Annotated in this window: 20 protein-coding genes; 12 read left to right on the top strand and 8 right to left on the bottom strand. The window is 61.5% G+C overall.

Going from position 1 to position 16,110, the window contains the following annotated elements:
* Window positions 1-237: 237 nt before the first annotated feature.
* Genes CBW50_RS15090 through CBW50_RS15085 form a run of 3 tightly spaced genes read left to right on the top strand, consistent with a single transcriptional unit; the run spans window position 238 to window position 2,165 of the window.
* A complete protein-coding gene (locus tag CBW50_RS15090) occupies window positions 238-906 on the top strand; it encodes a GTPase (protein WP_086146321.1) in 669 nt (222 codons plus the stop codon).
* Window positions 893-1,384: a hypothetical protein gene (locus tag CBW50_RS28905; RefSeq protein WP_139842528.1), complete on the top strand. Its 492-nt coding sequence runs from the start codon at window positions 893-895 to the stop codon at window positions 1,382-1,384. Before CBW50_RS15090 ends, CBW50_RS28905 begins: the two co-directional genes overlap by 14 nt.
* Entirely contained in the window at window positions 1,377-2,165 is a 789-nt protein-coding gene (locus tag CBW50_RS15085; RefSeq protein WP_086146320.1) for a hypothetical protein, read from the top strand. Before CBW50_RS28905 ends, CBW50_RS15085 begins: the two co-directional genes overlap by 8 nt.
* A 142-nt stretch (window positions 2,166-2,307) precedes the next feature.
* Here the strand turns inward: CBW50_RS15085 and CBW50_RS15080 are convergent, their stop codons facing one another.
* Entirely contained in the window at window positions 2,308-2,607 is a 300-nt protein-coding gene (locus CBW50_RS15080) for a hypothetical protein (protein ID WP_086146319.1), read from the bottom strand.
* Between the two features lie 140 nt (window positions 2,608-2,747).
* Here CBW50_RS15080 and CBW50_RS15075 point away from each other — a divergent pair, with 140 nt between their 5' ends.
* Window positions 2,748-3,002: a hypothetical protein gene (locus tag CBW50_RS15075; protein ID WP_086146341.1), complete on the top strand. Its 255-nt coding sequence runs from the start codon at window positions 2,748-2,750 to the stop codon at window positions 3,000-3,002.
* Here CBW50_RS15075 and CBW50_RS15070 read toward each other — a convergent pair.
* On the bottom strand, window positions 2,984-3,223 hold the full coding sequence (locus CBW50_RS15070; protein ID WP_086146318.1) for a TIGR02450 family Trp-rich protein: 240 nt from the start codon (window positions 3,221-3,223) through the stop codon (window positions 2,984-2,986). The two genes, CBW50_RS15075 and CBW50_RS15070, sit on opposite strands and share 19 nt — an antisense overlap.
* 71 nt (window positions 3,224-3,294) lie before the next feature.
* Here CBW50_RS15070 and CBW50_RS15065 point away from each other — a divergent pair, with 71 nt between their 5' ends.
* Window positions 3,295-4,158 (top strand): cysteine hydrolase, encoded by an 864-nt coding sequence (locus CBW50_RS15065; RefSeq protein WP_086146317.1) that lies wholly within the window; start codon window positions 3,295-3,297, stop codon window positions 4,156-4,158.
* Window positions 4,159-4,235: 77 nt separating this feature from the next.
* Window positions 4,236-5,426: a nicotinate phosphoribosyltransferase gene (gene pncB, locus CBW50_RS15060; RefSeq protein ID WP_086146316.1), complete on the top strand. Its 1,191-nt coding sequence runs from the start codon at window positions 4,236-4,238 to the stop codon at window positions 5,424-5,426.
* A gap of 25 nt (window positions 5,427-5,451) precedes the next feature.
* Here the strand turns inward: pncB and CBW50_RS15055 are convergent, their stop codons facing one another.
* A complete protein-coding gene (locus CBW50_RS15055) occupies window positions 5,452-5,751 on the bottom strand; it encodes an antibiotic biosynthesis monooxygenase (RefSeq protein WP_086146315.1) in 300 nt (99 codons plus the stop codon).
* A 66-nt stretch (window positions 5,752-5,817) separates the two neighbouring features.
* Window positions 5,818-6,243, bottom strand: a complete 426-nt coding sequence (locus CBW50_RS15050; protein ID WP_086146314.1) for a hypothetical protein — start codon at window positions 6,241-6,243, stop codon at window positions 5,818-5,820.
* 207 nt (window positions 6,244-6,450) lie between these two features.
* Here CBW50_RS15050 and CBW50_RS15045 point away from each other — a divergent pair, with 207 nt between their 5' ends.
* The 4 genes from CBW50_RS15045 to CBW50_RS15030 all read left to right on the top strand — a co-directional run bounded on the left by CBW50_RS15045 (window position 6,451) and on the right by CBW50_RS15030 (window position 9,991).
* A complete protein-coding gene (locus tag CBW50_RS15045) occupies window positions 6,451-7,032 on the top strand; it encodes a DJ-1/PfpI family protein (protein WP_086146313.1) in 582 nt (193 codons plus the stop codon).
* Between the two features lie 64 nt (window positions 7,033-7,096).
* The gene (locus CBW50_RS15040) at window positions 7,097-8,329 is read left to right on the top strand and encodes a GAF domain-containing protein (RefSeq protein WP_086146312.1); all 1,233 of its coding nucleotides are present in this window, start codon (window positions 7,097-7,099) and stop codon (window positions 8,327-8,329) included.
* A gap of 39 nt (window positions 8,330-8,368) precedes the next feature.
* The gene (locus CBW50_RS15035; RefSeq protein ID WP_253251944.1) at window positions 8,369-9,016 is read left to right on the top strand and encodes a response regulator; all 648 of its coding nucleotides are present in this window, start codon (window positions 8,369-8,371) and stop codon (window positions 9,014-9,016) included.
* A 279-nt stretch (window positions 9,017-9,295) separates the two neighbouring features.
* Entirely contained in the window at window positions 9,296-9,991 is a 696-nt protein-coding gene (locus CBW50_RS15030; RefSeq protein ID WP_070221800.1) for a Crp/Fnr family transcriptional regulator, read from the top strand.
* On the opposite strand, the gene CBW50_RS15025 is transcribed toward CBW50_RS15030, so the two are convergent.
* Window positions 9,988-11,178: an MFS transporter gene (locus CBW50_RS15025; protein WP_086146311.1), complete on the bottom strand. Its 1,191-nt coding sequence runs from the start codon at window positions 11,176-11,178 to the stop codon at window positions 9,988-9,990. The two genes, CBW50_RS15030 and CBW50_RS15025, sit on opposite strands and share 4 nt — an antisense overlap.
* 91 nt (window positions 11,179-11,269) lie before the next feature.
* Here CBW50_RS15025 and CBW50_RS15020 point away from each other — a divergent pair, with 91 nt between their 5' ends.
* Together CBW50_RS15020 and CBW50_RS15015 are read left to right on the top strand one after the other, a co-directional pair.
* Window positions 11,270-11,722, top strand: coding sequence for a helix-turn-helix domain-containing protein (locus CBW50_RS15020; protein WP_086146310.1), 453 nt, complete (start codon window positions 11,270-11,272; stop codon window positions 11,720-11,722).
* The gene (locus tag CBW50_RS15015) at window positions 11,719-12,924 is read left to right on the top strand and encodes a D-amino acid dehydrogenase (protein WP_086146309.1); all 1,206 of its coding nucleotides are present in this window, start codon (window positions 11,719-11,721) and stop codon (window positions 12,922-12,924) included. The genes CBW50_RS15020 and CBW50_RS15015 overlap by 4 nt, the downstream gene beginning before the upstream one ends.
* Here CBW50_RS15015 and CBW50_RS15010 read toward each other — a convergent pair.
* The 3 genes from CBW50_RS15010 to CBW50_RS15000 form a co-directional block, all read right to left on the bottom strand.
* Window positions 12,914-13,993, bottom strand: coding sequence for a hypothetical protein (locus CBW50_RS15010; protein ID WP_086146308.1), 1,080 nt, complete (start codon window positions 13,991-13,993; stop codon window positions 12,914-12,916). The two genes, CBW50_RS15015 and CBW50_RS15010, sit on opposite strands and share 11 nt — an antisense overlap.
* A 67-nt stretch (window positions 13,994-14,060) precedes the next feature.
* Window positions 14,061-15,095 (bottom strand): MerR family transcriptional regulator, encoded by a 1,035-nt coding sequence (locus CBW50_RS15005; protein WP_086146307.1) that lies wholly within the window; start codon window positions 15,093-15,095, stop codon window positions 14,061-14,063.
* 69 nt (window positions 15,096-15,164) lie between these two features.
* Entirely contained in the window at window positions 15,165-16,079 is a 915-nt protein-coding gene (locus CBW50_RS15000; protein ID WP_086146306.1) for a LysR family transcriptional regulator, read from the bottom strand.
* Between the last annotated feature and the right edge of the window lie 31 nt (window positions 16,080-16,110).

Below are 16,110 nucleotides of genomic sequence, written 5' to 3'. Positions count from 1 at the left end.
CAATCATTCCCCATTTGCTGGTTTGCATTCACTCCCCGTTTATTCTCCCATCTGGAGAAATTCCGGGACGGGTTGGTCTTTTAAGCGGCAACATTTTTATATTTCCACAAGGCAACATGATATGCTACCAATTTTACGCATGTAACTGTTTATCCATTCGCAGCGGCGGCATCGCGCTGTCCGCGTCGGTTGGGCGCCATGTTAAGTTGTGAATATATTCGAGTATAGGAAAGTTGAATGCTGCCATTTATTGCTGTAGGCCTTGTTGCAGGAGTGGGTATTGCGATTTATAAAAAATACAATAATCCACAAGATAAAGTAGTTCCGGTCGCGTCCGTATCCATAGGGAAGTTTGCCATATGGGGGCGTCCGAATGCCGGGAAAACTACCTTCATAAACCGTTTGTTGGGGAAAGCAACGGACTTCCAGCGGAAGGAGGCTACTACTGCCAAGACTGTTCACAAATTTATACCATTTATCAAGATCGCAGGCACGGACTATAAAATTAATGAAATCGTAGACATGCCGGGCACGCAGGATCGTCGCGGAGACTGGTTGGAACTGGTTAAATCGCATGAACATGTTTTTTATTTGTTGAACCTGTCAAGAACGGATTCATCTTATATGGCCGAAGTGCGTAAGGATCTTTTTGAAACTGTTCGTGCTTTAAGAGCCTCCGGGAAGAGCAGAAAAAGGATTAATATTATTGCATCCCATGTTGATGAGTCTGGCTGGAAAAATATCAACCCGGCTGAGATTAATAATATTCTGCAAAATGATGATGATTTCCGAAAATTGTATGAAACGATCGATGACGTGGCGGGTTATGTGTACGCGGCTAATCTGACGGATACAGAAAATTTCCAACGCCTGATTGAAAGTGTCGTCAAAGATGCCATCGCTTGACTTGCCTAATTGCGCATATTTTTTTGCTCAGGCGCTGGATAATAGTGGTGAGGTTGAGTACTGGAGGATCAGTGAACAGGGTGCTCGTTATGATAAATTGGAGATGGCGGATCCGAAATTAGCTCTCATTCGAAAAAATATAGACGAAGCTGCGATGTTGGAGGCGTTTTATTTTTTTAAAGGTGAGACGCTGGATATCAGGATGAGTTTTGCTGGATCCGGTTTGATTTCAATCAGGCCAAGCACGCTCGACATTGATGGTCGAATATCACCGGTATTAATGATATTTAATGTGCATGGTGACTTGCGCCATCATGTTGCGACGGTAGTAAACGGAATTCTTGGGCAAATGGGACGTGATTTGAGTCGCGGTAGTGTCGCAGACGTTGAAAAACTTCAACGGATTTTGAATTTGCCCAGGCCGGTGCTGCTTTTTACTTTATTTCTTTCAAAAATCTGGAATAAAATCAATGGATAAATATGTCAGAAAAATCATATTTGTGGATGAAATTTTCCTCGAAGATTTGAATCAGATTTCAAGGCGTGACAGGGAAGAATTTTCCGATCCGGGATTGGACACAAAAGTAATTGCGCTACCTCTTTCTCCGGCGAAAATTGATGAAGTTACGGCGCTTGTCGATCCTTCGGCGATTCGTCCAGGAAGTATCGTTGTTAGGCCGGGCTATACTGACCAGTTCGTTCCTGTGGACGGTTTTTCTGAGGATCTGATGAATCGGAAATACGGTCTTTTTGTGCAGCTTTGTATTGCCTTGGGTGCGAAGAATGTTTCCGTCAGCAATATTGATAATGTCTCGCTTGGAAGTGATGCTGAGCTGGGAATGGAGGCGGGGGTGGGTGCACGCGCGCCATTGGCAAGCGGTAGCGCTGAATTTTCATCAAAAACGTCGGGGCTGACGGAAAATGTCAGCAAAAGCATCATGGAAATGAATACATCCGCGTCTGGTGGCGAACCCGACTTTGAAAAGGCCGACACTATAATTTGCCAGTATGGGCTGCAAAAAGATTCACTATTCACGGATATGCTGGGAATGTGCAGGGTTGCAACGAACAGGCTAAGCAGGCATGAGCTATCGCTGGACTTTTCGACCGATGTGAAGAGAATTTTTGATTCATCTATTCACGCAAAAATCAAGGTCATGAGCAAGCTATATGAAGGTAATGTGGATTTCGAGAAAGCAAAACGGTCTGTCGAGCGGACCCGGACTGCGACAAAACTTTCTGTCGTAGTGCAATTTTAAGTGAGGCAAGACTCCGAGATATTTGACCAGGCTGATTCCTGGTCTCGTTTCCGCATGGCGCCCCCGTTTTACAGATGCTGCTGTATCTATTATTTATAGATAATCGTTCGACTGCCTGTCGCTATTGGCCGGCCCTGCCGCGTCAGTCGCGCGGCAGTTCGCGGATTTCTACCGTGCCCCCTGCGTTCAGTACGGGGTTTCCGATTAACAATTTTTTTGCATCGTTTATACTTTCAGCTTGCACACGCAGATAGCCTGACAAGTGCGGCGTCACCGGCCTGGTTTGGCCGGAGCGGTGGACGCAGACGCCGGGGCCGATGGAGCTGCCGCCGAGGAAGCGGCCGCTGGCCCGCAGCATGGCAAAGTAGTCGTCCCAGACGGGCGTGGCGACTTCCATCGGTGTTTCCGTGTCGTCATGCATGAAGATGATGTAATCGTTCATTCCTTTTCTCCTGTGCCGCGCAATAATAAGTAGAGAACTGAATCAGGTATCCGATCAAGCGCGCACATGATTTTTACCCTGTTACCGTGTCAGTCCGTAGAGACAAGCTGTCCGGCCATGTCATTTTTGGAGCGTACATCGTGCCGATAAAGTATGTTGATTTTTATGAGGTAAATTACACGGCGGAACCCTTGCGGGGCTGCAAGCTGTGGGGCGCCTACGTCGCCATCTATGCCCCTACCGCCAACCCCATGCACAGGGCGAACCTCGTGAAGAAGCGCCGGGTGTCGGCCGATCACCAGTTTGCGACGGAAGCGGACGCCGTCGCCGAGGCGGGCGAGGCGGCCGTCAAGCTGGTCGAGCGGCGTCGGCGCCGCTACGTCTTCCATCCCTGATGCCACTGCGCCGCATCCTGCAGCGCGCGCCACGGCAGGATCTGCACGCGGCCCGAATGCACGGCTTCCAGCTTCACGTGCGTGACGGGCTCATCGGGCGTGGCCGTTGCGCATAGCCCGATGACCAGGAAGTGTTTTTCCTTGTTGGCTGGCGTGACGGCCGTCCATTTGCTGTTGAGTAATTTGCTCGGACGCAAATTATTGCGATTGGCACGGTGCATGGCGGCTCCCGGATTGGCGTGATGGTGATGTTGCCATTATCATGCACTACCCGCCATGCACGAGGATCGCCATGAAACGCCAGCTGCACCTGCTTGTCATCGACCCGCAAAACGATTTTTGCGACTTGCCCGCCGCCTGGCTGCCGCCCGATGCGGCGCCGGCCCTGGCCGTGCCCGGCGCCCATGCCGACATGCTGCGCGTGGCGCAGCTGATCCGCGAAGGGGGAGCGGGCTTGACGCAGATCAGCATCACCCTCGACGCCCACCACCGCTTCGACATCGCCCACCCCGCCTTCTGGCGCACGGGCGACGGCGGTGCCGTCGCGCCGTTCACGCAGATCGGCGCGCAGCAGGTGCGCGACGGCCTGTTCCGGCCCGCCGCCGCCGGCGCCTTGCCGCGCGCGCTGGCCTACCTTGACGCCCTGGAGCAGGCCGGGCGCTACCGGCTGATGGTGTGGCCCGTGCACTGCGAAATCGGCAGCTGGGGCCAGAATGTGCACGCGGCCGTGCGCGCCGCCTACAACGCGTGGGAAGTGGCCCACCTGCAAGTGGTGGCCAAGCTGAGCAAGGGTTCCAATCCGTGGACCGAGCATTACTCGGCCGTCATGGCCGAAGTGCCGGACGCGCAGGATGCGGCCACCCAGCTCAACCGCGCTTTCCTCGACTCCCTGCTGCCGGCGCAGCAACTCTACATCTGCGGCGAGGCGGGCAGCCATTGCGTGAAAGCGAGCACGGAACATATCGCCGACTACCTGGAAGCCCAGCAGGGCAAGCCGGCCCTGTCGCGCCTGGTGCTGCTGACGGACTGCATGAGTCCCGTCACGGGTTTTGAACGGCAGCAGCGCGACTTTATTGCCGGAATGCAAGAGCGCGGCGTGCGGCTGGCAACTTCCGCCGACGTCGTGCCCGAATTGCTGGCCAACGTGCCGGCCTGAGCCGCTGTCGATCATGCCCTGCTGAAATGCTTGCGGTGGCGTACTATTCTGCCTTCAGGAAGTTGGAGAAAACACACATGACCCCGATAGTGCGCAGTTTGCTGGAAACCGATCTGTATAAATTTACAATGTGGCAAGCTTTGCTGCACGGTCACCCGAATACCCACACCGAATACGAATTTGTCTGCCGCAATACGCCCGTCTTCCCCCTGGCGGAACTGAAGGGCGAGCTGGAAGAGCAGCTCGACCACCTGTGCGCGATGTCGTTCGCCGACGACGAGCTGGCCTATCTGCGCACCTTGCGCTTCATGAAGAGCGATTTCGTCGACTTTTTGACGGTGTTCCGCTTCCAGCGCAAATTCATCGACGTCAGCACGGACGGCGACACCCTGCTCGTGCATGCGGCCGGGCCGCAGGTACACGTGATGGGCTTCGAGATTTTCGTGCTGTACATCATCAACGAGCTGTATTTCCGCCGTTTCGACCTCGATGCGGCCATGCGCGAAGGGCGCCACCGCCTGGGCTTGAAAGTGGAAGCCGTGAAGGAATTCGGCAAGTTGCCGAGGCGCAAGCATCCGTTTGAATTTTCCGACTTCGGCGTGCGCCGGCGTTTTTCCGGCGCCTGGCATGACGAGGTGGTGCAGCGGCTGGCGCGCGAGGTGCCCGAGTATTTCAAGGGCACGTCGAATGTCTACCTGGCGAAAAAGCTCGGCATCGTGCCGATCGGCACCATGGCGCATGAATACATGCAGTCATTCCAGTCGTTCGGCGTGCGCCTGCGCGACTTCCAGAAGGCGGCACTGGAAGACTGGGTGCAGGAATACCGGGGCGACCTGGGCATCGCCCTGACGGACGTGGTCGGCATGGATGCCTTCCTGGCCGACTTCGACCTGTATTTCGCCAAGCTGTTCGACGGCTTGCGCCACGATTCGGGCGACCCCGTCGAGTGGGGCGAGAAGGCGCTGGCCCACTATGCGGCCCTGCGCATCGACGCCAATACCAAGCGCCTCGTGTTTTCGGACGGCCTGGACCTGGACAAGGCGTTTGCCCTGTACCAGCACTTTGCCGACCGCATCATGACGGGTTTCGGCATCGGCACCAATCTGACCAACGACGTCGGTTTGACGCCGCTCAACATCGTCATGAAGCTGGTGCGCTGCAACGGCCAGTCCGTGGCGAAATTGTCGGATTCGCCGGGCAAGACCCTGTGCAAGGATGAAACTTTCCTCGCGTATTTGCGGCAAGTGTTCCACCACCCCGCGGCCTGACGGCGGCAGGGCTGGCGCTGACGGCTTAAAAACCCGTCAGCACGGTGTTCATATGCTCGACCTGCGGCGGGGCGGCGAAAAATTCGCCGACGAGGCCGCGCCAGGCCTGGAAGTCCTCGCTGCCGCGGAAATGCACGGTATGGTCTTCCAGGGTGGTCCAGCCCACCACGAGGCGGTAGGCGTCGCCGTTTTCGATCGAGCGCTCCAGGCGCATCGACTCGCAGCCGCGCGCGCGCTGGAACAGGGGCACGGCTTGCGCCACGGCCGCTTCGAAGGCTGCGTGCGTGGCCGATTTGATCTGGATATGGGCAATTTCATAAATCATGGCAAGTTCCACTGTGGAATGAAGGAACGTCGATCTTGCCATAATTTCGTCGCGCGGGGGAGGGCGTCAGCCTGCCAGCGCATGGGCGCCCGCATCGGCGCGCCGCCCGCCCGCGTGGCTGGCCGTGCGCTGTTCGATGTCGCAGCCATTGCATGCCTGCACGATGGCGTGCGCCCGCTCCCGTTCCTGCGCCGTGCCGACGGCGACGATGAGGCGGAACATGCCGCGAAATGCCGTGGTGCCATAGTTACGGCCGTACATATGGTTGTCACCGCCAAACACGGTGTTGATGGCCCGCTCGAGGCGGCCCGTGAGGGTGTCGCGATTGCCGACGGTAAAATTGCCCTGTACGGGACCGGCTTCGTCGTCGCCCGCGTCCAGCTGCACCGCATGGGGGGCGAAACCGTCGGCCAGCAGGGCGCCGCGGGCCCGCTCGGCATCGGCGAAATGGTCGAAGACGCGGATCAGCGTGCCGCCGAGGGGAGTGCTCATGGAGGTACTCATGGCCAGGCTTTCAAAGAGGGTCGTCTGGATTTGACCTGCGAGCCTTGAAATAATTCTGTCTCAGCCTCGAAATGCCTGCATTGAGTGGCAAAAGTTTGATAAATATCCAGTATGGCTGCCAAGTCGCGCTAAGATACGCCTTGCGGCGCAGGGTGCCGATGGCGATACGGTGACGATCTTTCATAGGAGAACCAAATGGCAGCGAAGAAAATTCTGTTTTTGACCGGCGATTTTGCAGAAGATTATGAAACGATGGTGCCGTTCCAGGCCCTGCTGATGCTGGGCCATACCGTGCATGCCGTCTGCCCCGGCAAGAAGGCCGGCGAGACGATCAAGACGGCCATCCACGACTTCGAGGGCGACCAGACCTACACGGAAAAACCGGGCCATCTGTTCACCCTCAACGCCAGCTTTGACGAGATCGATCCGGCCCATTACGACGCCGTGATGATCGCCGGCGGCCGCGCGCCCGAATACCTGCGCCTGAATGAGAAAGTCATCGCCGCCGTGCGCCATTTCGCCGAGGCGGGCAAGCCCGTCGCCGCCGTCTGCCACGGCGCGCAATTGCTGGCCGCCGCCGACGTCATCCGCGGCAAGCGCATTTCCGCCTATCCCGCCTGCGCGCCGGAAGTCAAGCTGGCGGGCGGCGCGTACGCCGACATCGCCGTCACGGACGCCGTCACGGATGGCCAGTTCGTCACGGCGCCCGCCTGGCCCGCCCATCCGGCCTGGCTGGCGCAGTTCGTCAAGCTGCTGGGCACCGAGATCCATTTGTAACCTTTACCAGCCCGGCAGGCCGCAGCGTTTGCCGGGCGCACCACTTTTCAGATTCGAGTTCCACATGCATGCGCCGCGCAGTCAACCTTCCCGCAAACAACTTCCAGCCTCGCGCTGGCGCCAGCGCCGCCTGGCGCAAGCCGCATCGGGCCTGAGCGCCGCGCAGGAACGCCAGCTGGCCACCCTGCACGACATCTCCACCCTGCTGGCGGGACAGCACGCCATCGATGCCCTGTGCCGCGGCTTTTTGCGCCACGTGATGCAGTTCGCGCAGGCCGAAGGCGGCACCGTGCGCATCCTTGATCCGCAACAAGATACCGTGCATATCATTGTGCACGAGGGTATTTCCGACGCCATGGTGGAAGAGGAGCACTGCATCCGCAACAACGATTGCCTGTGCGGCGCGGCCGTGGCGCAGGGCGTGATCCAGATCCGCGATTTCCGCCAGGTCGACGCCTTGCAGCGCTACCGTTGCCAGGACGAAGGTTTTATCGCCATCGCCGTTTTCCCCATCCTCGCGCGCGACCAGGTGGTGGGCAGTTTTTCGCTGCACTTTGCGCGGCCGCAAGCGGTGCATGCGCAGCAGCAGGGCTGGCTGGAGACGCTGGGCCAGAGCCTGGGCATCGCCATCGAAAACCAGCGCCTGATCGCGCGCGAAAAGGAGTTCGCCGTGGCGCGCGAACGCAGCCTGCTGGCCGAAGGCTTGCATGACAGCATCGCGCAAAGCTTGAACTTCATCAGCCTGCAAGTGCAGATGCTCGACGATTCCGTGCGCCGGGGCCAGCTCGACGAAGCGGCCGAAGTGTTGCCGCTGATGCGCATGGGTGTCGAACAAAGCTACCAGGACGTGCGCGAGTTGCTGGTTAACTTCCGCACGCGCTGGCATGGCAGCGACCTGGAAAGCAAATTGTCGGAAGTGCTGGCCAAGTTCGAGCTGCAGACGGGCGTCGTCGGCAGCCTGGACATGAGCGGCAACGGCGCGCCGCTGGCGCCCGAGCAACAATTGCAGATCCTGTTCATCGTGCAGGAAGCGCTGTCGAATATCCGCAAGCATGCGCAAGCGAGCAATGTGGCGCTGCGCGTGGAGAACGGGCGCGATTTCACGCTGCAGGTGCGCGACGACGGCGAAGGCTTCGCCGCCAACCTGCGCGACAAGAAAACGGAATTGCAGATCGGCTTGCGTATCATGCAGGAACGGGCCGAGCGTCTCGGGGCGCAATTTGCCATCGACAGCACGCCCGGCGGCGGCACGACGATTTCGCTGGCCCTGCCGGCAGCCCGGCGCCAGGCCGCGTAACAGATGATTCACCCCTATCAGGCAGAAGAAACAAACATAGTGAACGCTCCAATCAAAATCCTGCTGGTCGACGACCACACCTTGCTGCGCAGCGGCGTCAAGCTGCTGCTGCAGCGCAATCCTCAGTTCCAGGTGGTGGGCGAGGCAGCGAACGGGCTCGACGGCGTCAGGCTGGTGGCCGAATTGCAGCCCGACGTGGTGCTGATGGACTTGAACATGCCCGGCGTGTCCGGCGTCGAGGCGCTGCAGCTGATCCTGCAGGATTGGCCGCAGATGGTCGTGCTGATGCTGACCGTGTCGGAAAACGCGGCCGACCTGGGCGCGGCCCTGCGCGCGGGCGCCCGTGGCTACCTGTTGAAAAATATCGAAGCCGAGCAGCTGGGCCAGGCCATCGGCCGCGCCGCGGCCGGCGAATCCGTGATTGCCGACGCCATGACGGCCAAGCTGGTGTCGCAGTTCCGCGCGGGCCAGAACGCGCCCCAGGCCGATTATGACAAATTGACGCCGCGCGAGCGCGAAGCCATGGCCTGCCTGGCGCAAGGGCTGAGCAACAAGGAAATCGCGCGCCAGCTGGACGTGGCCGAAAGCACGGTGAAAATCCACGTGCAGAACATCCTCAAAAAGCTCAAGCTGAGCAGCCGCGTGCAGATTGCCGTATATGCGGTCGAGCGTGAGTTAAGTAAATAAGAGTACCTGCATAAGCTACTGCGCGTCGCGATTTGCGACCTCCGATGCTCACTGTGCTCAAGCACAGTTCCGCTTCTCTGTCGCAACTCGCTGCCGCTCGCTACGGTTCTGCTAGGCACTCTAAAAATCAAACAAAGCGCAAATAGTGGGCAGGGAATGCGCGATTGTTTGATCTGCATGGCGTTACGGCCTAGACAACCCTAGTTCCTTTGACGTATGGCCTTGACGGTGCCTGCGCATTACACTCTTAGTCATTCGCTAATCTAATAAGAGAGTGTCATGCATAAGGTCAACGTCGATGGCTTGCTGTCGAGCCAGGCTCTGTTCCGCCATATTTCCCCTTCGCAATTAGAGCAATTGCGCCAGGATGTCGTGCGCGTCGAAGTGGAAAAAGGCAAAGTGCTGTTCCGCAAGGGCGAAGTGGCGGAAGGCGCCTATGTGGTGGTCTTCGGCCTCGTCAAGCTGAGCGTGTTTTCCATGGAAGGGACCGACAAGGTCCTGGAACTGATCCGTCCCGGCCAGAGCTTCGGCGAAGCCATGATTTTCCTCGATGAACCGTATCCCTTCTGCGCCGAAGCGCTCGAGCACTGCCTGCTGCTGCGCATCCCGCCGCACGCGCTGCTGCGCCTGCTGGACCAGTCGCCCCGCATCGCGCGCCAGATGATGAACAGCCTGTCGCACCACCTGATGGGTTTCATCCGCAACGTGGAGCGCTGCTCCGTGCAGAACGCCACCCAGCGCGTCGTCGAGTATCTGCTGCAGGCATCGGACCAGCAGCGTTCCAACGAGGTCAAGCTGGACCTGAAGAAAAGCCTGCTGGCCTCGTTCCTGAACCTGGCGCCCGCCACCCTGTCGCGCGTGCTGCACCAGCTGACGGACCTGCATTTGATTAAAGTCAGCGGTTCGCTGATCCAGATCCAGCCCGATGCGCTGAAAACCTATCGCCACGGCTCCGCCGCGGCCATGCTGAATTAAGCTCTTTCAGCAGGCAAGGTCAGCCGCCAGAACAGCAGGGCGAGCAAGCTGACCGCCGCGCCCAGCGCGCATACCCCATGCCAGCCCGCCAGCGCATACACGCTGGTGGCGGCAATCGCACCGACTCCGCTTCCCACCGCATAAAACAGCATGTAGCACGCCACCAGGCGGCTGTGCGCGTCGCTGTCGTCCTTGAAGATCAGGCTCTGGTTCGTCACGTGGACGGCCTGGCCCGCCAGGTCCAGCGCGATGATGCCGACGACCAGGGGCCACAGGGCCGCGCCCGCAAAGCTGAGCGGCAGCCACGCGGCCAGCAGCAACAGCAGGGCCGCGCCCGTCGTCCACTGGGCGCGGCCCTTGTCGGCCAATGCTCCGGCCCGCGCCGCGCCCAGCGCGCCGATCACGCCGACCAGGCCGAAGGCGCCGATGGCCGCATGGCTGTAGCCCTGCGCCGTCAGGGGCAGCACGAGGGCGCTCCAGAAAATATTGAACACGGCAAACATCAGCAGGGCCAGCATGCCGCGCACGCGCAGCACCTTGTTGTGCATCAACATATCCACCATGGAAGCGAGCAGGGCGCCGTAAGCCAGTTGTTGCTTGCCTGGCTGCGCCGGCGGCAGCTTGCGCCACAGCAGCAACAGCAGGGCGCAGGCGATGGCGGCCGAGACAAAATACACGGCGCGCCAGTCGGCGATATCGGCCACCACGCCGGACAGGGTGCGCGCCAGCAGCAAGCCGATCACCACGCCGCCCTGCGCCATGCCGACGACCCTGCCCCGCTCGTGGCTGGCCGCCGCGCTGGCCGCATAGGCGATCAAGCCCTGCGTCATGGCCGTGCCCAGCAAGCCCACCAACAGCATGCCGCCCAGCAACGCTGCCGTGGAACGGGCGCAGCCCAGCGCCGCCAGGGTGAGGGCCAGCAAGCCCAGCTGGAACAGGGTCAGGCGGCGCCGGTTCAGCATGTCGCCCAGGGGCACGAGCAAGAGCAGGGCCAGCGCGCAGCCGAGCTGCGTGGCCGTGATGACCATGCCGCTGGCCGCCTCCGTCATGCCGAATTCCTGCGCCAGCGTGGCGAGCAAAGGCTGGGAGTAATACACATTGGCCACGCTGAGACCGGCCGCACAGGCAAACAGCCAGACGAGGGAGGGGGAAAGTGTGGTCGTGAGGGGAGGGTTCGTATCGCGCATAAGAATGGCTTTAGGTGGTTTCAAATTAAAACCAGTTGGAGTCTACGCCGGGAAGTTTTAAAATGCAACCACTCAATCAAGGAGAAACCCCGTGGCCAAGCGCAAGAGCCTGAAAACCGACCCCTGTCCCGTGGCGCGCGCGCTCGACGCGATCGGCGAGCGCTGGTCGCTCTTGATCGTGCGCGACGCCTTCGACGGCATGCGCCGGTTCGGAGAATTCCAGAAAAGCCTGGGCGTGGCGAAGAACATCCTGGCCGACCGCCTGCACACGCTGGTGGAGGAGGGCATTTTTACCATTGCGCCCGCCTCGGACGGCACGGCCTACCAGGAATATGTGCTCACGCCCAAGGGGCTGGCCCTGTTTCCCGTCGTCGTCGGCTTGCGCCAGTGGAGCGAGGCGCAACTGTTTGAGCAAGGCGAGGCGCATTCCACCCTGCTGCAGCGCGGCTCAGCCTTGCCCGTGCGCCGCATGGACGTGCTGGCCGAGGATGGCCGCGTGCTGCAGGCGGGCGATACCGTCGTGCAGAAGGTAGGGACGCCATGAGCCGCACGGTGGCCGTCATCGGCGGCGGCATCACGGGCGTCACCACGGCGTATGCGCTGGCGAAACGGGGCGTCGATGTCACCTTGATCGAGCGCCACCGCTATGCGGCCATGGAAACGTCGTATGCGAACGGCGGGCAATTGTCGGCCTCGCACGCGGAAGTGTGGAACCACAAGGCGACGATTTTGAACGCGCTGAAATGGATGGCGCGGCGCGACGCGCCGCTGCTGCTGCATCCCTGGCCCAGCTGGCACAAGCTGAGCTGGTTTGCGGAGTTTCTCGCCGCCATGCCGGATTACGAGCGCAACACCATCGCCACGGCGCGCATGGCGATTGCCGCGCGCGCACATTTGTTTGCGTGGGCCGAGCAGGAAAACATTGATTTTGATCACCGCCGCGCCGGCATCCTGCACGTGTACCGGGACCGGCGCGGCTTCGAGCGGGCGGCCGGCGTGTCGCGCCTGCTGGCGCAGGCAGGGCTGGAGCGGCGCGCCGTCACGCCGGCCGAAATGCGCGCCATCGAACCGGCCCTGCACGGCAACTTTTACGGCGGCTACTACACGGACAGCGATTCCACGGGCGACATCCACAAATTCACCAGCGGCCTGGCCGATGCCTGCGCCCGCCTGGGCGTGGTCTGCCGCTACGGCGCGCAGGTGACGGCGCTGGCGCGCGAGCACGGCCAGGTGCGCGTCAGCGTGGGCGAGGACAGCAGCGTGTTCGACGCCGTCGTCATCTGCGCGGGCACGGCCAGCCGCGCCATGGCGGCCATGCTGGGCGACCATGTCAACGTGTATCCCGTGAAAGGCTATTCGATTACCGTGCAGCTCGATGACGACGCCAGCCGCGCGGCGGCGCCGTCCGTCAGCCTGCTCGACGATGCGACCAAGCTGGTCAGCAGCCGCCTGGGCGAGGACCGGTTAAGAGTGGCGGGCACGGCGGAATTCAACGGCGTCAATGACGACATCCGCGCCGACCGCATCCGCCCCTTATTGCAGTGGGTGCAGCAGTGCTTTCCTGAAGTCAATACGCGCAAAGTGATCCCGTGGGCGGGCCTGCGCCCCATGCTGCCGGCCATGCTGCCGAAAGTGGGGCCGGGCAAGGCGCCGGGCGTGTACTACAACACGGGCCACGGCCACCTGGGCTGGACCCTGGCGGCCGCCACGGCGGAGATGGCGGCAGAGGCGCTGCTTAATTCTTAGGCAATAAATCGCTGAGCGCGGCGCGGCCCTTGACGGTGAGGAAGGGGCCGACCTTGCTGTAAGGCAATAAAAAATCGTTTTCGCAGCCGCTGCCGTTCGCGTCTTCCCAGAACGACACGCCTTCGGGCTTCAATGACAGGTGGAAGCGGCCGCGGCCGTCGTAATCCGTGCCCTTGCATTCGGCGTCGATTGCCACATCCTTGAAGAGGGCCTGGCGCAGGCGGTCCGGCAATTCGGCCTTGTCGTCGCCATCGCTGGCGCTGGCGCCAAACCAGTTCCACACGTCCGTTTCCTGGCCCGTTTTCACGTCCCAGGTGCGGAAGCGGATGGAAATGCCGCTGGCGCCATAGCCGGCCGCCCAGCGGTAGAATTTGACCGTCACCCAGCGCGGCGACCAGTAGGTCGGTTCCGCATACACTTCATCTTCCGTCGTGAAACCGTTGCGGCCCAGGTATTCGCGGCGCGTGGCATAGAAATCGGCCAGGTCCTTCTTGTTCTTCGCCAGCACGGCGCGCAGCTGCGCATTGATTTTTGCAATGCCGTCGCCGGGCGCCATCAATTCCACGGTGATGGTGTCGCCCACTTGCAGGTTGCGGTATTGCTTGCCTTCGAAGGTAAGGGGTTTGCTGACCTTGGTGCCGGGAAAGTCTTCCAGCGCCAGATTGTAGGCGTCGCTGGCGCAGGACGGGTGTTCGCGGTCGCCCGCCGCTTGCAGCAGGGTCAAGGCCAGCGGCAGGGTCTTGCCGCTTCTGGGCTCCGTCCAGGTGCCGGTGAGCTTGTTGCCCTGCGGCGCGTCGAGGCGCCACGTGCCCGTCGTGTCGCCCTTGGCGTCGGACTCGCTCCACTCGCTCTTGCCGTTCGCCATGGACAGCATGATCGGTGTCTTGTAGCGCGTGTAGTAGTAATTGCCGCTGCGGTCAGCCCCTTGCGTGGGGCTGGGCTGGTTGAAGCAGGCGACGATATTCGCCTTGCCCAGGGTGCCCTGCCACACGCCTTGCACGGGCGTATCGCCAGCCATGGCGATATGGCAGGCGGGCAGGGTCAGGCAAGCAAACAGAAAGCGGCGCATCGGTGGTTCCTTTCGTGGGCGAAGGCCGATTCTACATGGCCCCGCCCACGAGATGCCACACGTCAACTTATTTGGCCGGACGCTCCTGCGCCACCACGGCCATCGCCGCGCCCAGGTATTGCACCATGGCGGCGTCGACGAAGCTGCCTTCCATCAAGCGCGGTTCCTGCTGGTGCGCCTGGCGGAACTTCAGCTGCGTGGCCGGGTCCGTGCCCGCATACGAGCGGAACAGGTCCAGCCACTGCCGCGCCAACTGCAGCACGGCCGGGTCCGTGGGCGGCGTGCGCGCATCGATGGCGGCGCGCACGGCGGCGATCAGGGCCGGCCACTCGCCCGAGCGCCTGCCGTAGTTGGCGAGTAAATACGCATATTCCTGCTCATCGAGGAAAGGCCGGTACAGCGCAATGCGCGAGGCGTTGAAGGCGGCGAGGATGAATTGCATCAGTTCCGCATCGATGCTGGTGGTAGCCTGCATCGATGGTTCCTGCTCGTGCATGCTGTTCAGGCGCGCGAACAGGCCCGGGTGGGCGCCCGTGTCGCGCACCAGCTTGACCATCCATTCCGTGGCCAGCGCCTGCGCCTGCGCATCGTCCGGGCTGGCGCCCGCGTCCCTGGCAGCGCGCACGCGCGTCACCAGTGCCTTCCATTCCTGTTCCACGGCGCTATCTGTCAGCAGCGGCATCCGTTGCAGTTCTTCCTCGGTAAAGTATTTGTCGTACATGGTCATCAACTCCATTGTGGTGAGCCACTCGGCCAGTTCCGGTGCCTGCCCCTGCGCCAGTTGCGCCTGCAAGGTGCGCAGGCGTTCGCGCAGGGTGGAAGCCTGCGCGATCTGGCGTTCCAGCATGGCGATCTGCTGCGCCACGATGGCGCTCAAGGGCAGGTCCGGGCCGGCGAGTGCGTTGGCGATATCGGCCAGCGACAACCCGAACTTGCGCAGCGCCATGATCCGGTGCAGCCGGTCCATGTCGCCGTGCTGGTACAGGCGGTAGCCAGCTTGCGTGCGCGCCGAAGGCGAGAGCAGGCCGATGCTGTCGTAGTGGTGCAGGGTGCGGATGCTCAAGCCTGTCATCTTGGCCAGTTCACCGATTTTCAACAGCATCGTTTGCTCCTTTCCTGGTGCGTACACACAGCATCGACCATGACGTTGCGTCAGGGTCAACGGATATTTTCAGCTGATTGTCAGCCGCTGCCGCAATTCCTGCAGCAGGGTGCCTGTTTTCGGCGTCAGCTGGCGCGCCAGCGGCCACGCCAGGTACAGGGGCAGGCCCGGCGTGGCCAGTGCCGGCAGCACTGCCACGATGGCGCCGGTGGCCAGGTGTTCCTGCACCAGCCAGGTGGCCAGCTGGGCCACGCCCAGGCCGGCCAGCACGGCGGCCGTGCGCGCTTCCGCGTCGCCCGCCGTCATGCGCGGCGACGCCGGGCGGTATTCCATCTGCCCGCCATGTTCATCGTCCGGGAACAGCCACGGCATGGGCGAGCCATCGCCGCGCCCGTAGGCGATGCAGGCGTGGCCGTCGAGGTCCGCAATGGACGCCGGCGCGCCGCGCCGCGCCAGGTAGGCGGGCGCCGCGCACAGGATCAGCTGTTCATCGCCCAGGTGCATCTGCCCCAGCGCGGCGGGCCAGTGCGATGGCGCGCCGATGCGCACGGCGATATCGATGCGCTCCTCGAACAGGTCGACGAAGCGGTCGCTGAAGGCGATGGCCGGCTGCAGGCGCGGATATTTTTCGCACAGATCGATCAGCGCCGGCATCACGCGAAGCCGGCCGTACGCGGCGGGCACGCCGATGCGCACCTGGCCCGCCAGTTCCGCCGCATGGTCGGCCAGCACGTTTTCCGCATCCGCCAGTTCCTGCAGCACGCGCTTGCAGGTGGCGTAGTAGGCGCGGCCCGCGTCGCTCAGTGTCAGGCGGCGCGTGCTGCGCTGGAACAGCAGCACGCCCAGCCGTTCCTCCAGCCGCGCCACGCTCTTGCTGACGGCCGAGCTGCTCAGGTGCAGGCGCTCGGCCGCCTTCGTAAAACTGCCCGCGTCGGCCGTGGCGAGAAAGGGCGTGAGGCCCTTCAGATGTTCCGATGAAAACATGATCCGCGAATTTTATTCATGAATGAGGTGA

The sequence above is a fragment of the Janthinobacterium sp. GW458P genome, assembly GCF_002127585.1.
Lineage (GTDB): Bacteria > Pseudomonadota > Gammaproteobacteria > Burkholderiales > Burkholderiaceae_D > Janthinobacterium.
Note: the sequence above shows the minus strand (reverse complement) of the source record. Positions and strands in the feature narration are given on the sequence as shown.